Annotated in this window: 19 protein-coding genes; 6 read left to right on the top strand and 13 right to left on the bottom strand. The window is 36.8% G+C overall.

Annotation, left to right across the window (positions count from 1 at the left end):
* Window positions 1–82 precede the first annotated feature (82 nt).
* Genes A2290_01340 through A2290_01330 form a run of 3 tightly spaced genes read left to right on the top strand, consistent with a single transcriptional unit; the run spans window position 83 to window position 1,530 of the window.
* Complete coding sequence (locus A2290_01340) at window positions 83–481, top strand: hypothetical protein (GenBank protein ID OGC14675.1); 399 nt, start codon at window positions 83–85, stop codon at window positions 479–481.
* The gene (locus tag A2290_01335; GenBank protein ID OGC14674.1) at window positions 482–1,174 is read left to right on the top strand and encodes a hypothetical protein; all 693 of its coding nucleotides are present in this window, start codon (window positions 482–484) and stop codon (window positions 1,172–1,174) included.
* Window positions 1,171–1,530 (top strand): hypothetical protein, encoded by a 360-nt coding sequence (locus A2290_01330; protein OGC14673.1) that lies wholly within the window; start codon window positions 1,171–1,173, stop codon window positions 1,528–1,530. The genes A2290_01335 and A2290_01330 overlap by 4 nt, the downstream gene beginning before the upstream one ends.
* 159 nt (window positions 1,531–1,689) lie before the next feature.
* Here A2290_01330 and A2290_01325 read toward each other — a convergent pair whose 3' ends face one another.
* From A2290_01325 to A2290_01300, 6 genes are all read right to left on the bottom strand, one after another.
* On the bottom strand, window positions 1,690–2,181 hold the full coding sequence (locus tag A2290_01325; GenBank protein ID OGC14672.1) for a hypothetical protein: 492 nt from the start codon (window positions 2,179–2,181) through the stop codon (window positions 1,690–1,692).
* A complete protein-coding gene (locus A2290_01320; GenBank protein ID OGC14671.1) occupies window positions 2,178–2,525 on the bottom strand; it encodes a 50S ribosomal protein L20 in 348 nt (115 codons plus the stop codon). The genes A2290_01325 and A2290_01320 overlap by 4 nt, the downstream gene beginning before the upstream one ends.
* Complete coding sequence (locus tag A2290_01315) at window positions 2,512–2,715, bottom strand: 50S ribosomal protein L35 (GenBank protein OGC14670.1); 204 nt, start codon at window positions 2,713–2,715, stop codon at window positions 2,512–2,514. Before A2290_01315 ends, A2290_01320 begins: the two co-directional genes overlap by 14 nt.
* A 6-nt stretch (window positions 2,716–2,721) precedes the next feature.
* Entirely contained in the window at window positions 2,722–3,228 is a 507-nt protein-coding gene (locus tag A2290_01310) for a translation initiation factor IF-3 (protein ID OGC14669.1), read from the bottom strand.
* Window positions 3,229–3,351: 123 nt separating this feature from the next.
* Window positions 3,352–5,067 (bottom strand): threonine--tRNA ligase, encoded by a 1,716-nt coding sequence (locus tag A2290_01305; GenBank protein ID OGC14668.1) that lies wholly within the window; start codon window positions 5,065–5,067, stop codon window positions 3,352–3,354.
* 198 nt (window positions 5,068–5,265) lie between these two features.
* A complete protein-coding gene (locus tag A2290_01300; GenBank protein OGC14667.1) occupies window positions 5,266–5,994 on the bottom strand; it encodes a hypothetical protein in 729 nt (242 codons plus the stop codon).
* A gap of 176 nt (window positions 5,995–6,170) precedes the next feature.
* Between A2290_01300 and A2290_01295 the strand changes: the two genes are divergently transcribed.
* Genes A2290_01295 through A2290_01285 form a run of 3 tightly spaced genes read left to right on the top strand, consistent with a single transcriptional unit; the run spans window position 6,171 to window position 8,360 of the window.
* The gene (locus tag A2290_01295) at window positions 6,171–6,782 is read left to right on the top strand and encodes a guanylate kinase (protein OGC14666.1); all 612 of its coding nucleotides are present in this window, start codon (window positions 6,171–6,173) and stop codon (window positions 6,780–6,782) included.
* 45 nt (window positions 6,783–6,827) lie between these two features.
* The gene (locus A2290_01290) at window positions 6,828–7,148 is read left to right on the top strand and encodes a hypothetical protein (protein OGC14665.1); all 321 of its coding nucleotides are present in this window, start codon (window positions 6,828–6,830) and stop codon (window positions 7,146–7,148) included.
* 12 nt (window positions 7,149–7,160) lie between these two features.
* Window positions 7,161–8,360: a hypothetical protein gene (locus tag A2290_01285; protein OGC14664.1), complete on the top strand. Its 1,200-nt coding sequence runs from the start codon at window positions 7,161–7,163 to the stop codon at window positions 8,358–8,360.
* Here A2290_01285 and A2290_01280 read toward each other — a convergent pair whose 3' ends face one another.
* The 7 genes from A2290_01280 to A2290_01250 all read right to left on the bottom strand — a co-directional run bounded on the left by A2290_01280 (window position 8,361) and on the right by A2290_01250 (window position 16,129).
* Window positions 8,361–9,236 (bottom strand): hypothetical protein, encoded by an 876-nt coding sequence (locus A2290_01280; protein ID OGC14663.1) that lies wholly within the window; start codon window positions 9,234–9,236, stop codon window positions 8,361–8,363.
* A gap of 288 nt (window positions 9,237–9,524) precedes the next feature.
* Entirely contained in the window at window positions 9,525–11,159 is a 1,635-nt protein-coding gene (locus A2290_01275; protein ID OGC14662.1) for a hypothetical protein, read from the bottom strand.
* A gap of 46 nt (window positions 11,160–11,205) precedes the next feature.
* Window positions 11,206–12,297, bottom strand: a complete 1,092-nt coding sequence (locus A2290_01270) for a carbamoyl phosphate synthase small subunit (protein OGC14661.1) — start codon at window positions 12,295–12,297, stop codon at window positions 11,206–11,208.
* A 39-nt stretch (window positions 12,298–12,336) separates the two neighbouring features.
* Window positions 12,337–13,524, bottom strand: coding sequence for a hypothetical protein (locus tag A2290_01265; protein OGC14688.1), 1,188 nt, complete (start codon window positions 13,522–13,524; stop codon window positions 12,337–12,339).
* A 10-nt stretch (window positions 13,525–13,534) separates the two neighbouring features.
* Window positions 13,535–13,942 (bottom strand): hypothetical protein, encoded by a 408-nt coding sequence (locus A2290_01260; GenBank protein ID OGC14660.1) that lies wholly within the window; start codon window positions 13,940–13,942, stop codon window positions 13,535–13,537.
* Window positions 13,879–14,253 (bottom strand): hypothetical protein, encoded by a 375-nt coding sequence (locus A2290_01255; protein ID OGC14659.1) that lies wholly within the window; start codon window positions 14,251–14,253, stop codon window positions 13,879–13,881. The genes A2290_01260 and A2290_01255 overlap by 64 nt, the downstream gene beginning before the upstream one ends.
* 214 nt (window positions 14,254–14,467) lie before the next feature.
* On the bottom strand, window positions 14,468–16,129 hold the full coding sequence (locus tag A2290_01250) for a hypothetical protein (protein ID OGC14658.1): 1,662 nt from the start codon (window positions 16,127–16,129) through the stop codon (window positions 14,468–14,470).
* Window positions 16,130–16,168: the final 39 nt, after the last annotated feature.

Raw genomic sequence — 16,168 nt, 5'->3', positions numbered from 1 at the left:
CATAATCTAGGTGAATAATCGGGGAAAGAGACGTGCACAGATTAAAAAAGGAAAACGTTGCTAAGCGGTTGTAACTAAAAAAATGAACAAAAACGGAATAGCTTTAATATACACAATATTAATTACAAGCTTACTATTGGCTTTAGGAACAGGGTTGGCAAGTATAATATTTTCAACAACTGCGTCTCTGCACGCTCAAAAAGAATATACTTATTCCTTTTATCTTGCTGAAGCTGCAATAGAGCTTGGAAAAAAACAATTACATGACAATCCCTTTTGGTATACAGACTTAAATCATCAGGGAGACTTAATAAATTGGCTAAAAACCACAGCAAAAGGGCTTACAAAATCTCCAAAAGATGGTTATACATTAAAAATCGTAAAAGAATATAATACGCCTATCCTTTACGGAATAGGATATCATGGTAAGTCTTGTGCTATAATAAAACTGCAAAATAATTTTTTTGAGGAACTTGAATAAATGCTTTCCATTATAATTCCTACGTATAACGAAAAACAAAATTTACCGGAACTAATAAACAGGATTAAAATTTCGGCTCCAAACAACGAAATAATAATAGTAGACGATAATTCACCCGATGGAACTGCGCAATTCGCCCAAAACCTAGGGTTATTAACACTTATAAGGCCGACAAGAACAGGACTAGCTTCCGCCGTTATTGATGGATTTAAAATAGCAAATGGAGATATACTTTGTGTAATGGATGCAGATCTATCACATCCCCCTGAAATTCTTTCTCAAATGTTAAGTACCATACAAAACAAAGAAGCTGACTTTGTTATTGGCAGTCGTCTCATTAAAGGAGGGGGCCAAAGAGAAGAGAATTTCATACAAAGGTTAATTTCTGATATAGCCAGATGGCCGGCAAAATTTATAACCGACATAAAAGATGTAACTTCAGGATTTTTCATGCTCAAAAGAAGCGTTATCCAGGGAGTAGAGTTAAATCCCATAGGCTATAAAATTTGCTTGGAAATTCTGGCAAAAGGTAAATATGAAAAAGCAAAAGAGATTCCGATAATATTTGCAAACAGAAGCGGCAGTAAAAGCAAAATGGGAATAAAAATTTATCTTGAATTTTTAGGACAAATTATTCTTCTTTGCAAAGATCAATTTATTTCAAAGTACAAAAACAAAAGGAGTAAAAAATGACCAACATATTATTAATTATGGTCTCTATCTCGCTTGCAGTCATAGCCCAATTAAGCATGAAACATGGGATGAATGAATTTGGTTCTTTCCAGGTTACACAAATTTTGTCAAAAATAGCGCCAATGTTGTCTAATCCCTGGGTCTTTACAGGTTTTGCTCTTTTTGGTCTATCCTCAATATTCTGGCTGGCTGTTTTATCCAGGATGAATCTTTCGTTTGCATATCCCATGGTCTCCCTGGCATATGTAGCGGTAGCTTTTCTTTCAATGATTTTATTTAAAGAGAGTGTGAGCTTTATTAGGTGGCTTGGCATATTTATAATATGTTTCGGAGTTTTCCTTATCTCCAGAAGTTAAAATTCAACAAAAAGATACGCATTGGCAGTCACTTTTAGCCTCGATTATTCACCCCGATTTCCTAATCGGGGTTCATACCTGGGAAAATTTCCAACACTCTGCTAGAATTCTGTTCGTCTATAAATAATCGGGGTTTACTCGTAGTATGAATAATCGGGGTTAATCCTTTTTAAAATACTTAGTAAAATCTTCGGGTTTTAAATTATTAATAAACTCTTTAAATTTTTGAGTCTCTTCCGCGTCTTTTTCGGAATTAACCAACTTTGCCTGCATCATAACATTTTCAGCGACAAAAATAGGAACATCCGCACGCAAAGACAACGCAATTGCATCCGAAGGTCGCGCATCAATTGCAACTCTATTTTTATCTGCCGCTATTAATTCTATTTTTGAAAAAAATGTCCCCTCTTTTACATCATTAATCACAATTCTGTCTATTTTAGCGTTTAGACCCTCTATTACACTCTTAAAAAGGTCATGAGTCATAGGACGAGGAGGAGTAATCCCCTGAAGAACAGTAGCAATACTTGCGGCCTCAAAAACACCTATCCAAATAGGAAGGAAATTAAATTCTTCTAAATCACGAAGTAAGACAACCGGAGATAAGTTGCGTGGATCAAAACCCAGTCCACCAACAGACATTTGAATCATCTTATAGTTTCCACAACTTTTTCAAATGCTTTGGAATCAGAGACTGCAAGCTCTGCAAGCATTTTGCGGTCTAATAAAATATTTTTCTTTTTTAACCCTGATATAAATTTGCTATAAGAAAGACCTAATAGTCTTAACGCTGCATTAATCCTAATAATCCAAAGCCGTCTAAAATCACCCTTTCGATCTTTACGTGCAATAGTTGAGTATCTCAAAGCTTTCATTACAGCCACTTTTGCAGCAACTCTATATAGCCTTTTTAAAGACCCCCTAAACCCCTTGGCTCTTTTTAAAACCTTTTTGCGCTTTCTGCGCGCTACATTCCCTCTTTTAACTCTTACCATAAGGAATCATCACCTTTATTCTTTCATAATCAGTCTTACTTATCTCCCTGTCTCTTTTATAACGTCTCTTTTGGGCCGGAGATCTGCCTTCCAAAAGATGACGTGTTTTAGCGCCACGTCTCATAACTTTACCCGTTGCTGTAATTTTAAATCTTTTCACCGCCGCTTTTCTTGTTTTCCGTTTAGGCATTTAAAATTATTTAGGTACTATAATTAGTACCATACTTCTCCCTTCCATCTTATATTTCCCTTCAGGAACACCAAAATCAACCACTCTGTCAACTAATTTCTGAACAACCCTTTCTCCTATTTCCTTATGGGTCACTTCTCTACCCTTAAAATACAGGCTAACCTTAACTTTATGCCCTTTTTCAAGAAACTCACGAGATCTATTAACCCTGACAGTTAAATCATGCTCGCCAATTTTGGCAGAAAGTTTAACCTCTTTTAAAACAGAAGCTTTTTGGGATTTTCTAGATTCCTTAGCATGCTTTGTCTGTTTATATTTAAATTTACCAAAATCTCCAATTTTTGCTACCGGAGGCTTTGCCCCAGAAGAGATAAGAATTAAATCTAACTCTTTTTCTTTTGCTAATCCTAATGCTTCAGAAGTCCGCATCACCCCTAATTGTCCCCCCTCATCATCAATAAGACGTACTTCTGGAACACGAATACCTTCATTTACATAGTAATTCCTTAAGATGCCCTAACCTCCATAAATTTCATGAAAATAAAAAAACAAGCCTTCGCCTCGACATTTACATTTTTTTATCATCAATCAAGGAATAAAATAATTTTTCAGTTAATCCTTTGTATTATATCTTATTTAAGCGCGATTGTCTATCTCAACTTTAACTTTATTTATAAAATCATCTAAAGAAAACAATCCTATATCCCCTTCTGTTTTTGCTCTGACAGCAAGTTTTTTAGCTTCAATTTCCTTATCCCCCAGGATAATCATATAAGGGATTTTTTGCAATTGCGCTTCACGGATTTTAAGCCCGATCTTTTCACGGCTAATATCAATATCAACTCTAAAACCTTGTTCCAGCAAACGCTCTTTTATCTCTTCCGCATACTCAACATGCCTATCAGCTATAGGCAAAATAGTAGCTTGAACAGGAGCTATCCACAAAGGGAACGCACCCGCATAATGTTCTATAAGAGCGCCCAAAAACCTCTCCATGCTACCCAAAACAACTCTATGTATCATGACAGGCCGCTTTCTACTCCCATCTTCTGCCATATAATGCAAATCAAACCTCTCCGGAAGATTAAAATCGACTTGAATGGTAGGCCCTTGCCATAGTCGGCCTATAGCATCTTTCATTTTAACATCAATTTTTGGACCATAAAAAACGCCTGCACCGGCATCCACCTTGTAGTCAATTTCCTTCTTTTCCATAGCCAATTTCAAAGCTTTTGTCGCCATCTCCCAATTCTCATCGGAGCCGACATATTTGTCAGGCCTGGTAGATAAAAAAACCTCATATTCAAAACCAAAAGTCTTCAGCATCTGAAATGCAAAGTTTATTACATCCAAAATATCATTTTCAAGTTTTTCTGGAGTGGTAAAAATATGCGCGTCATCTTGCGTAAACCCCCTAACCCTAAGCAATCCATGCAAAACCCCTGATCTCTCATAACGATAAACAGTTCCAAGCTCGAAAAATTTTATGGGGAGATCCCTATAGCTATGAAGCTTTGACTTATATATTAAAATATGCCCCGGACAGTTCATCGGCTTTAAGACATATTTTTGTTTATCAATTTCCATAAAATACATATTTTCTTTATAATAGCCACTATGTCCGGACGTATCCCATAGATTTATTTTGGCAATATGGGGAATAACAACAAATTGATAACCACGTTTTAAATGTTCCTTCCTAAGAAAATCTTCAATAAGAAAACGGAGCATTGCGCCCTTAGGATGATAATAAACAAGGCCAGCCCCGGCCTCTTCATGATAAATGCTAAACAAATCAAGCTCTTTTCCAAGCTTTCGATGGTCTCTTTTTGCCGCCTCTTCCAGTCTTTTAAGATGTGTCTCTAGCTCTTCTTTGGTGTTAAAGGCAGTCCCATAAATTCTCTGAAGCATGGGATTGGTTTCTAATCCCTTCCAATAAGCGCCGGCTGTATGTAAAAGCTTAAAAGCTTTTGCCGCTTTTGTATATTTTACATGAGGCCCTTTACATAAATCGACAAAATCCCCGGTGGTGTAAATAGAAACTTTTTCGTCAGGAATCTCTTTTATAAGTTCAACCTTGTACTTCTCTCCTCTATCTTCAAAAAATTTTACAGCTTCGCTTTTGCACATTTCAGATCTTGAAAATGGGAGGTTTTTTTTAATAATCTCTCTCATTTTACTTTCAATCTTGGCTAAATCTTCCTCAGAAAGTGTAATTCCAGGAATATCAAAGTCATAATAAAATCCTTCTTCTATAGAAGGCCCTATACCAAGCAGGGCATGGGGATACAGCTCTTTTACCGCAGCAGCCATAATGTGAGAAGTAGAATGCCTTAAAATATCCAAATCCATATAAGGAAATTATAACATCAATTATTCATAGTTGAAAGAATGGATATGTTATATGGGACTGGTTGCATAATGATAGTTTTTGCAATTTGCCATCCCCGCAAAAGCGGGGATCCATCTTAACCCCGATTATTATAATCGGGGTTGTTTTGTGAAAAATAGATTACCATTTTCACGGGAATGACCATTACGCAACAGTCCCTATATAGAAACGCCTTTTATTGTAAAGGTTCTGATTGTCGTATCATATTGGAAAGAGACTGTAGAGGTTCCATTAAATGTAAGAACTATCGCTGGTTGAATCTCATTGTCATAAGATGTATTTACAGTTATTGCCCCTATGGGATAATTTGTTGTTTCGGTCAATGGCAATGACAACGACGAAACGGTGAGACTCATTACAGTTGTATTTCCGGCTGCGCCAATTACGTTAGTACGAATCTGCCCATCTAACGATATCTGTTGCAATGTGGAAGTCGCCAAAGACCACATTGTTTCTGCAGTAAAATTATTCACTGAATCTCCGTAAGTTTGAACAATAGTCGAATTGCTCCCTATATAAGTATATGTTCCATACAAATAAACAGTCTTTGTTAGGTTAGAAGCTTGAAGATTTGGAAGCATTGCAAGTTTGACATGTAAATCTATTGACGAATTTATATTTGTTCCCGTAATATGATACCATCCAGATGTTTCCGGAGTCACAATAACTATCATGTTAATATCAGACAAATTAAGCCCGGAAATTTCTCCGCTATTTGCCCATTCCGCGACAGAAGCATAAATATCTTGAGACATGCTGGAGCTTTGCATCGCATACTCTTGAGCAGTATCATCTGCTAAACCGCTAATAACTTCGGCCACCCTGCCACACCCAACTAAAAAAGAAAAAGAAATGACGCCAAGTAAAACAATAAAATATTTATTCATATTACTTATTTAATCGTAATAAAAATATAAATTCTTGCATTTAAAACGATGAACCCCGGTTATTATAATCAGGGTAAAAATCAAGCTGCCTTTTTTCCCTATATGCCAACACCAAAATCCAAGCATCAAGCTGTTTGCAAAAAGCAACTATTTTTGATATAATATATTTTTGCTTTATGCCCAAAAAAAAAGGAACACGTCGTGGTTTTCTGGTTGTAATCTCAGGCCCTTCGGGGGTGGGAAAGTCAACGGTTGTCAGGCGGTTATTTGAGATATTTCCTGAATTAAAAATGTCGATATCCGCAACAACAAGACCTCCAAGACCCATGGAAAAGAACAAGACTGATTATCATTTCTTGAGCGAAGAGGAGTTCTTCAAACAAGCAAAGAATGGCAGTTTTTTAGAATGGGCTCAAGTTCACAAATATTACTACGGAACTCCCATACAATATGTTAAAGAAGAGGTCGAGAAAAACAATATAGTTGTAGCCGAGGTAGACGTACAGGGGGCGGCAAGCATAAAAGAACATATAACACAAGGCAAGCTAAAATGCGCAGGGGTGTTTATCTTTTTGATCCCTCCGTCTGTAGATATTTTGGCCTTTAGACTTAAAAGGCGTAAAACAGAAAAAGCAGAAGTGGTAAATTATCGTTTAAGAGCGGCAATAGCAGAATTACAGGTGATGGAAAAATACGATTACATAGTTGTCAACGACAAAATAGATTCGGCAGCCCAAAAAATTAAAGCTATAATAAATGTTGAAAAAGAGAGAGTTTTATTAAATTAGGCACAGGTTTTAGCATTAAAATTTTAAAAAGAAGGTGTTTGTAAATTGACAAAAGAAAACAAAGAGACAATTGATGTGTTACTTCAAAAAGCAAAAAACAAGTTTTTATTAAGCAATGCCGTGTCAGCAAGGGCAAAACAAATCTCAGAAGGATCGCTACCCTATGTAAATGATTTTGATCCTACAAATCCAATAATTACAGCTATAAGAGAGATTGCAAGGGATAAGATAAAAATAAAACTTATTACAGCAGAATCAAAGAAGCCTTTAGAGATAAAATTATTAGAAGAAAAAGAAGAGACATCTATTTTATCAAAGCTTGCAAAAACAAACAAAAAGAATCCTCCCAAAAAAGAAAAGAAATAACAAAAACTTTTTATGTTTAAAGGTAAAACATTTATAATCGGGGTCGCGGGAGGCATTGCAGCATACAAAACGGTAGAAATAGTTTCAAGCCTGAAAAAATTAGAAGCAGATATTTGGGTTGTGATGACAGAATCCGCAAAAAAGTTTGTATCTCCTTTAACCTTTAGAACCATCTCAAAAAATCCGGTTGTTACAACTTTATTTGATGAGGCTGAATTTATGTCGAAAGTTCCGCATATCGCACTATCCAAAAAAGCCGACCTTGTTTTAATTGCCCCTGCAACTGCAAACATAATAGGGAAAACAGCTCAGGGGATAGCAGATGATGCGTTATCAACAATTGTCATGTCCGCGCTATGTCCTAAAGTAATTGCCCCTGCTATGAATTCAAGAATGTGGGAAAATCCGATAGTTCAGGAAAATTGCTCAAAATTAAAAGCAATCGGCTATCACTTCTGCGGTCCTCAAAAAGGTTTTTTGGCTTGCGGGGATGAGGGAATGGGAAGAATGTCTGAACCAAAAGAAATAGTTGAAAAAGTTCTTGAGCTTTTAACGCAAACAGAGAACAAAGAGACTTACGGAAAAGATCTTAAAGGAAAAAGGGTTCTGGTAACTGCCGGCGGAACACAAGAGTCTATCGACCCTGTAAGATTTATTGGGAACAGATCTTCGGGAAAAATGGGTTATGCTATAGCCTCTGCCGCGGCAGGCCGAGGCGCGGAAGTTACTTTAATATCTGCAAACGCATTACAAGCCCCACCGCAAAATGTAACGTTAATAACAGTAACATCCAGCCAGGAGATGCTTGAAGAGGTAATAAAACATAAAAACAACAGCAATGTAATTATAATGGCAGCCGCAGTAGCAGATTACCAACCTAAAATACAATTCTTCCAAAAATTAAAAAAGAGTGAAGATGAATTTTCCCTTGAACTCAAAAAAACAAAAGATATTCTGGCAGAGCTAGGGAAAAACAAAAACGGAACTTATCTTGTCGGTTTTGCTCTAGAAAGTGACAATGTTATAGAAAATGCAAAAGAAAAACTCTCAAAGAAAAACCTTGATATGATAATTGCCAACGAACCCACAGCTTTCGGTGAAGATCTTTCAGAGATAAGCATCATCAACAAAAACGGCAGAATTGAGCATTTTTGCAAAGCTAAAAAAGAAGATTTAGCTCACAGGATATTAGATAGGATTTTTACCATCTAATCAGCTTTTGTAAGTTTTGCCGTCCAAAGGCTGTTTTGCTTGCCTATAATAAAAAGACAAGAAATAAGCTGTTCTGCTGTTGCCTACACCTATGGCATATTTTAAGGCTAACCCAAAATCATTTTCTCCTTGTTCCTCAGAAAGTAAGCCTCTTATTAATTTAACCCTATCAATATTTTGATCAATCTTGGAAACGGCATTAAAAAGCTTCATCGCATTTGCATACGCATCATCTTTCATTGCTGTCATAAGGTCTTTTTTAATTGAAGCTTCAGGTTGTAGTTGCAATTCACTAAAAAGGTTATTAGCAAAACGATGTGCTAAAGAATCTGATGCAAATGCTGTTTCATCAAAAGCTGTTAACGCTCTCGCAAAAGAATCAACGCTTATCGAAAATTCTTCTTTGATTTTAAGCCCCGCTATTTGACATACTTCACTCAATGAAAAAGAGACACGAAAAAAAGCTGGAAGGGAAGAAAACCGCGCCTCTTCGATAGCAGGGATTACTTCTCTTAGTTCTTTATCACCATTAGGTTTCCAATTGGCTCTAATTGTATCAACCGAAAGACTATCAATTTCAATTCCCCCATTTTTCCAAAAAGATACATACGGCTCATCCCTGAAAAGTGAAAAGTGTTCAAGAGTTGCAGCCTCTCTCTTTGTGGGTATCTCTCTCCAGTTATTTTCATCCATAACCTCCAACAACACCCCCAAAGATTGATAAGTTGAAGGTCTTGTTAAAATTTCTCTAGCTCCCTCCTGTCCCAATTGAAGAGTCTTTCGATTAACACCCCCCTCAGATGGAAAAACTAATGTCTTTTTTAAAGTATTTCCAAACCCTACAATCCTAACAGAACCAAAATTAATATCAGCCATTGGTCAACTCCTCCATTTTAATAATATAGTTGAAATAAACCAATTAAGTTTCGAAACAAAATATTAAAAATTTCACGCTCTTTTAGTGAAAATTATAAAATTTTTCATAAAAAAATATAGCGGTCAAAAACACATATGAGACTGTTGAGCAAGATGGGCTTGTTGCCTAATGATAGTTTTTGCAATTTGTCATCCCCGCGAAAGAGGGGATCCATCTTGTTTACGGCACGGGAATGACCATTACGCAACAGACCCAAGATTGAACCCCATTATGATAACCGGGACAAACTAACTATACGATGAATAATAATATGGAGTATACGCTTCAAACTCGGCAGCACAAGTATCCACCTGTTTAAACTCAGGAGAGATATTCAATTCATTTCTAAGCTTTCTGATCTCTTCCTCTTTCAAATCCCAAAGCTTTGCAAGCTGAATATCGGAAAATCCAAATTGCTTCGCGACACGCAAAATAGTTGCAGAAATTTTTTTGTCTTTATATCCTTCGAGTTTTTTTTCAAAATCAACTATCTCTTTAATATTAGTCAAAAACCATCTGTCTATTTTTGATACGTTAAAAATTTCATCAGTTGTCATTCCCAATTTAAAAGCTTGTTTCAAATGAAAAATCCTGTCAGGAGAAGGAACCTTTAAAATGTTGAAAATCCCCTCCTTATCCAAATTACATTCTATATCCTCCAACCCATGAACTTTAATTTCCAGAGATCTCAACCCTTTTTGCAAAGATTCCTTAAAGGTTCTGCCTATAGACATGGCCTCACCAACAGATTTCATCGCAGTCGTTAAAACAAAAGAGGCTCCAGGAAATTTTTCAAAAGTAAACCTTGGAATTTTTACAACACAGTAATCAATTGTTGGTTCAAAACAGGCCGGAGTCTTTTTTGTAATATCATTTGGAATCTCATCTAAAGTATATCCGATCGCCAACTTTGCGGCTATTTTCGCAATCGGAAAACCGGTCGCCTTGGAAGCAAGCGCGGATGAACGCGAAACCCGAGGGTTCATTTCTATGATAACCATCCTCCCATCCTGAGGATTTATCGCGAATTGAATATTAGAACCACCCGTTTCAACCCCTATTTCACGAATAACAGAAATAGAAGCATCTCTCATATGCTGATATTCTTTGTCAGTCAAAGTTTGAGCGGGAGCTACAGTTATACTATCTCCCGTATGAACTCCCATAGGATCAAAGTTTTCTATTGAGCAGATAATAACTACATTATCATTTAAATCCCTCATTACTTCGAGTTCATACTCTTTCCAGCCAATTATAGATTCTTCAATTAAAATTTCACTGGTCATACTAGCTTCAAGCCCTCTTCCAGCAATTTCTTTTAATTCATCTATGTTATAAGCAACGCCTCCCCCAGTACCTCCAAGCGTAAAACTTGGCCTAATAATAAGAGGAAAACCTATCTCTTCGGCAATTTTTTCAACTTCATCCAGGTTGTGGGCAAAATTACTTCTAGGCAAATCCAGGCCTATTTTTTCCATTGCAGCTTTGAAAAGCTCTCTCTCTTCCGCTTTTTTTATAGCTTCAGGAGTTGCTCCAATCATTTTAACTTTATACTTATCCAAAACACCGTTTTCATAAACAGCGATGGCAATATTAAGAGCGGTCTGCCCTCCAAGCGTAGGTAAAATGGCATCAGGTCTCTCTTTTTCAATAATCTTTTCAACAATTTCAGGAGTAATAGGTTCTATATAAGTTCTATCGGCAAGATCAGGATCGGTCATAATTGTTGCCGGATTACTGTTTACAAGAATAACTTTAAATCCTTCAGATTTTAAAACTTTGCAGGCTTGAACCCCTGAATAATCAAACTCACAAGCCTGACCTATTACTATCGGCCCAGAACCTATAATCAAAATACTTTTTATATCTGTTCTTCTTGGCACAAAATTCCTCCACAAAAACAATAAAAAATGACTTACTTAAAAATGCCTAATGCATTTTTAATTCTTCATTGGCCATTAATCTTATAAAATCATCAAAAAGATATCTGCTGTCATGAGGCCCCGCAGAGGCTTCCGGATGATGCTGAACCGAAAAAACAGGATATTTTTTATGTTTTAATCCCTCTGATGTATCATCGTTTAAATTAATATGCGTTAATTCAACTTCATCCTTGCTTAAACTATCTATATCAACACAAAAACCGTGATTCTGGCATGTTATCTCGATTTTTTTTGTCTGTAAATTTTTTACAGGGTGATTGGCCCCCCTGTGGCCAAACTTTAATTTATAAGTCTTTCCTCCAAGAGCCTGACCAAGCATCTGATGGCCCAGACATATCCCAAAGATAGGAACCTTCCCAATTAAACTTTTTACAGTCTCTATGACATAAGTAACAGCAGAAGGATCCCCTGGCCCGTTAGAAAGCATAATCCCATGAGGATTCATGGAAAGAATTTCATCCGCGGATGTTTTCGCAGGGACAACCGTAACCTGACAGCCGCGGGAGGCAAGTTCGCGCATTATGTTGCGCTTCGCCCCGCAATCAATAAGAACAACTTTATATTTCCCCTCTTTATTCCATTCATAAACTTTTTTACAGGTCACCTCTTTAACAAGATCAATACCTAAAAGGCCTTCATACTCATTTGCTTTTTTCACCAAACTTTTCGAGTCAAGATCGGTTGTCGATATTATCCCTTTCATCGCGCCTGCGTTTCTAATATGCAAAGTCAAAGCTCTGGTGTCGACCCCTTCAATTCCAACAACCTTATGTTTTTTCAGAAAATCATCAAGTGTCATTTGGGATCGCCAATTGCTGGCAATTTCGCTCTTTTCCAAAACAACAAATCCCGCAAGATGAGGTTTTTCCGATTCGACATCTTCATCATTTACTCCATAATTTCCTATAAGAGGATAAGTCATCGTAACAATCTGGCCTTTATAAGAAGGGTCGGTCAATATCTCCTGATAGCCTGTCATAGAAGTATTAAAAACTACTTCCCCGGCGCTCTCACCGTAAGCTCCAAAGGATTTTCCTTCAAATATAGATCCATCTTCTAGGGCTAAAACAGCTTTCATAACAATACTATTTTAACATAATTTAAGAAGAATTCTTCACTAAGAATTTTTTGATGGAATAAAAACAAGAACAAGAATCGCGGCAGAAAGAGCCAATACGGCTCCGTAAGAAAAAGCAATGACGGCCCCAAAATTGTCCCACAAAAGGCCTGCGATTGCGGATGTTGGAAGAGCAACCAACCCTATCGCCATATAATAAGCGCCATAAGCTGAACCGCGCAATTTGGGAGAAACAAAATCTGCCAGCATCGCTCTTGGGGTTGTGTTTGTTATAGCGCTGACAATTCCGTATATCGCAAAAAGCATCCATGCATGTAGAGGGTTGCTCGCAAGAGCAAAACCCAGACACATAATGGCAGAAAGAGCATATCCGCAAAAAAGAACTGTTTTCTTGCCAATCTTATCAGCCAAAGCCCCAAGCGGTTGCGAAAGGAATCCGTAAACGAGATTGTACATAAGATAAATAATTGGTATTAGGGTAACAATAACGCCTAAACTTGAAGCGCGAAGAATAAAAATCGCATAACTAAAATTAGAGAATTCAAAAATCGCAGATACAAATATAAAAGTCTTAAAACTCAAATCAAATGATTTCCATGAAATTAAAGAGATTTCTTTATCATCAGTCTGTTTTTTTACTTCTTTAACCATAAACAAAACAGACAAAACGCCCAAAATTCCCGGAATTATAGAAAGCCAAAAGATTGTCCTGTATTGATGTAAAACATCTAAATGGGTATATTTTCCAAGCAAAAATAGCAATGCTGACGCCAGGAACGTTCCGATAACAGCGCCAAAAGTATCCATTCCACGCTGAAAGCCAAAAGATTTTCCTCTTTCATGCTCTTCTACAGAATCGGCAATCAAGGCATCGCGAGGAGCATTGCGGACCCCTTTCCCGACTCTATCAATAAATCTGACGAATAAAACCTGATGCCAAACATTTGCAAGAGCAATGAAAGGCTTAAAAACAGTTGATAATGCGTATCCAAAAACGACTAACCCTTTACGAGCTCCCAATTTATCAGAAAGCCATCCGGAGATTATCTTAAACAAGCTGGCAGTAGTTTCGGAAATCCCTTCGATCAGCCCCACCACAGCACGCGAAGCTCCAAGGACGGTTAAAAACAACGGCAAAAGAGACATTATCATTTCAGAAGAAATATCAGTAAAAAGGCTGGTCATCGCAAGCCAGAAAACATTTTTTTTAGTTTCTTTATTGTCCATAAGAAAAGCGTCAAATTTCAATGATATATTTTTCTTTAATCTTAGCTGCTACTTGTTTGAAGGCATTAACCGCATGATCTTGAATAAAATCATATATCTCATTAGCATTCAGCTCTGAATACACATGAGAAGTTTTATTGCGAGCGTCAATAATATCCAAAAACAACTGCTCGTTCTCGATTAATCCAAGTTGAAAAGCCGCTTGAAAAGAACTTTTAGGGCTAAAAGCTTCGAGTTTTTCAACAGTCGCGATTCTTTTAAACATCTTCCATAAAAGTTCATAAGTAAATTCAAATCTTTTTATGGTAGCGTCACGTTTAACTTCCGACTTTTCAGCTGTTTGCGTAAGTTCCGTCAGACGCCCAAACGCTTTTTCAAATTGTCCAAATATATTTTCGATTTCGGTGTTTCGTGCCATATTATTATCCTCCTCAAAGCACTTTCTAAAAAGAGCTTATCATTAACTGTATTAAAGTCAATTAGATCAATATGTCTAAGAGTCCTAACCTTTTCCGCTATTTCATCTTTTATTTTAACAAGAATACTATTGTCAACCTTATCATCACAAAGTAGTCCAACATCTATGTCTGACGCGCTAAATTCCTCTTTGCTTACTTGAGAGCCAAAAAGAAAGATAAAAACATTTTTTTGTGGCAGGTAGTTTAAAATAACGCGCAAAACAATCACTTTAACATCCGACAAGATTTTTTCTGAAGCTGGGTTAACCATATGTTTATTTTAGCAGAAAATTGTGTTGGTATCACTAGATTATCAAATGAAGCTTTAGATTCTTTTCATAATCTCGTTTAACCCCGATTATTCATAGACGAACAGAATTCTAGCAGAGTGTTGAAAATTTTCCCAAGTATAAACCCCGATTTCCTAATCGGGGTGAATAATCGGGGTTAACAGTATATTGAAAAATTATAGCATAAAAGAACAATTACTTTCTCCCAAACATTTTCTCTAAATCATCTTTTGTGATCCTAACTATCGTAGGTCTGCCATGGGGACAGGTAAGAGGATTTTCTGTTTTATAAAGATCTTTTATCAGTCTGTTTATCTCCTCTTGGTTTAATTTATCCCCGGCCTTAATGGCTCCTCGGCAAGCCATTATTTTGTTTAAGCGATCACGTTGTTTTTCAGGTTGAGTTTTATGCTCGCCGGTCTTAAATTCTGAAATTAAGTCCGTAAAAAGTTCTTTGGAGTTTATATTGCTCAAAACAGCAGGGATTGACCGAATAATATAAGTATTTTTTCCAAAACATTCTATTTGAAATCCCAATTGTTTTAATATCCCAAGATTTTCCTCGAAGACAGAAGCATCCAAGGCATTAAATTCATAGGTTTCCGGAATTAACAAATCTTGAGAAACAACTGTCTCCCCTTCATGAATTTTATTCAGATTATCAAAAAGTATCCTCTCATGAGCAGCATGCTGGTCAAGGATCACAAGCTCTTCTCCGTCAGTACAAATCAGATAAGTATTAAGATGTTGATATAAAGGGATCAACATCTGGATATCTGATACCACAAACTCGGGATTTCCACTTTGCACGTCAAACAACATGTCCGCAATCTTTGGTCGCCACCCATCTCCCTGTAAAGTCTGTAGTCCGTAGTCTGTGGCCTGTAATCCATATCCTGTGGTTTGTAGTCTGTGGTCTGTAGTCGTCACAGGATAACAAGACAAAGCTTTTTGAACTGCTAAATTGACCTTATCAGAAACTTCTTTTGTCTTTAAAAATTTAACCTCTCTTTTTGTCGGGTGGACATTTACATCAACTTCATTTAGAGGGAGAGTCATAAATAAAACAGCAATGGGATAACGATTCCCAGGGATCAAGTTGCTGTAAGCATTTTCTAACGCTTTTGAAATTGTAAAATTCTTCACTATTCTTCCATTTACAAAAAAAACCTCAAAATTCCTGTCTAAACGGCTTATTGTCGGCTTTGAAACATAGCCATTTACCCCAAAGCTTTCGGCATGGGAAAGGTAAACAGCCAACAACTCTTGGGCAATAGAAAGACCGAAAACCGTATAAATAGCGTCAAGAAGCTTTCCATTTCCAATAGATGAAAGGAGTTCCTTTCCATCCGAGATCAACTTAAAAGAAACAGACGGATTCCCCAAAATAAAATTGGAGACCACAGTTTGAATATGGTTCATTTCCGTATATTTACTTTTTAAAAATTTAAGCCTTACAGGAGTATTATAAAAAAGATCCTTTACAATCGCAGTTAATCCCTTGCCGTTTGGATTTTGTTCAATCGCAAAATGAGAAACACTGTCAATGGAAGGGAGAGCCTCTCCTCGGAAGCCCAAGGTTTTGATATTAAAAAGATCATCTGATGATGAGATCTTACTTGTAGAATGCCTTTGTAGAGCAAGTTCAATCTCCTTCTCTGTCATCCCTGCTCCATTATCTGTTACTCTAATGAGTTTTTTGCCAAATTCCTGAATTTCTATTTCAATTTTTGTTGCTCCCGCATCTATTGAGTTTTCAATAAGCTCTTTTACGACAGATGAGGGGCGTTCAATTACTTCGCCAGCAGCAATCTTGTTTATCAAATCTGAGGAAAGAATCTGTATCTTGTTGTTCATATGACAATTCTAGCAATTATAAAAAAACTTGCAATTCAA

The organism is candidate division WOR-1 bacterium RIFOXYB2_FULL_36_35 (genome assembly GCA_001771505.1).
In the GTDB taxonomy this organism is placed as follows: Bacteria; Margulisbacteria; WOR-1; order XYC2-FULL-46-14; family XYC2-FULL-37-10; genus XYB2-FULL-36-35.
Note: the sequence above shows the minus strand (reverse complement) of the source record. Positions and strands in the feature narration are given on the sequence as shown.

What these genes read in the sequence shown, in the direction of transcription:
- A2290_01340 (OGC14675.1), top strand. Translation starts at nt 83, where the DNA reads ATGAACAAAAACGGAATAGCTTTAATATACACAATATTAATTACAAGC.
- A2290_01335 (OGC14674.1), top strand. Translation starts at nt 482, where the DNA reads ATGCTTTCCATTATAATTCCTACGTATAACGAAAAACAAAATTTACCG.
- A2290_01330 (OGC14673.1), top strand. Translation starts at nt 1,171, where the DNA reads ATGACCAACATATTATTAATTATGGTCTCTATCTCGCTTGCAGTCATA.
- A2290_01325 (OGC14672.1), bottom strand. Translation starts at nt 2,181, where the DNA reads ATGATTCAAATGTCTGTTGGTGGACTGGGTTTTGATCCACGCAACTTA.
- A2290_01320 (OGC14671.1), bottom strand. Translation starts at nt 2,525, where the DNA reads ATGGTAAGAGTTAAAAGAGGGAATGTAGCGCGCAGAAAGCGCAAAAAG.
- A2290_01315 (OGC14670.1), bottom strand. Translation starts at nt 2,715, where the DNA reads ATGCCTAAACGGAAAACAAGAAAAGCGGCGGTGAAAAGATTTAAAATT.
- A2290_01305 (OGC14668.1), bottom strand. Translation starts at nt 5,067, where the DNA reads ATGGATTTGGATATTTTAAGGCATTCTACTTCTCACATTATGGCTGCT.
- A2290_01300 (OGC14667.1), bottom strand. Translation starts at nt 5,994, where the DNA reads ATGAATAAATATTTTATTGTTTTACTTGGCGTCATTTCTTTTTCTTTT.
- A2290_01295 (OGC14666.1), top strand. Translation starts at nt 6,171, where the DNA reads ATGCCCAAAAAAAAAGGAACACGTCGTGGTTTTCTGGTTGTAATCTCA.
- A2290_01285 (OGC14664.1), top strand. Translation starts at nt 7,161, where the DNA reads ATGTTTAAAGGTAAAACATTTATAATCGGGGTCGCGGGAGGCATTGCA.
- A2290_01280 (OGC14663.1), bottom strand. Translation starts at nt 9,236, where the DNA reads ATGGCTGATATTAATTTTGGTTCTGTTAGGATTGTAGGGTTTGGAAAT.
- A2290_01270 (OGC14661.1), bottom strand. Translation starts at nt 12,297, where the DNA reads ATGAAAGCTGTTTTAGCCCTAGAAGATGGATCTATATTTGAAGGAAAA.
- A2290_01265 (OGC14688.1), bottom strand. Translation starts at nt 13,524, where the DNA reads ATGGACAATAAAGAAACTAAAAAAAATGTTTTCTGGCTTGCGATGACC.
- A2290_01260 (OGC14660.1), bottom strand. Translation starts at nt 13,942, where the DNA reads ATGGCACGAAACACCGAAATCGAAAATATATTTGGACAATTTGAAAAA.
- A2290_01255 (OGC14659.1), bottom strand. Translation starts at nt 14,253, where the DNA reads ATGGTTAACCCAGCTTCAGAAAAAATCTTGTCGGATGTTAAAGTGATT.
- A2290_01250 (OGC14658.1), bottom strand. Translation starts at nt 16,129, where the DNA reads ATGAACAACAAGATACAGATTCTTTCCTCAGATTTGATAAACAAGATT.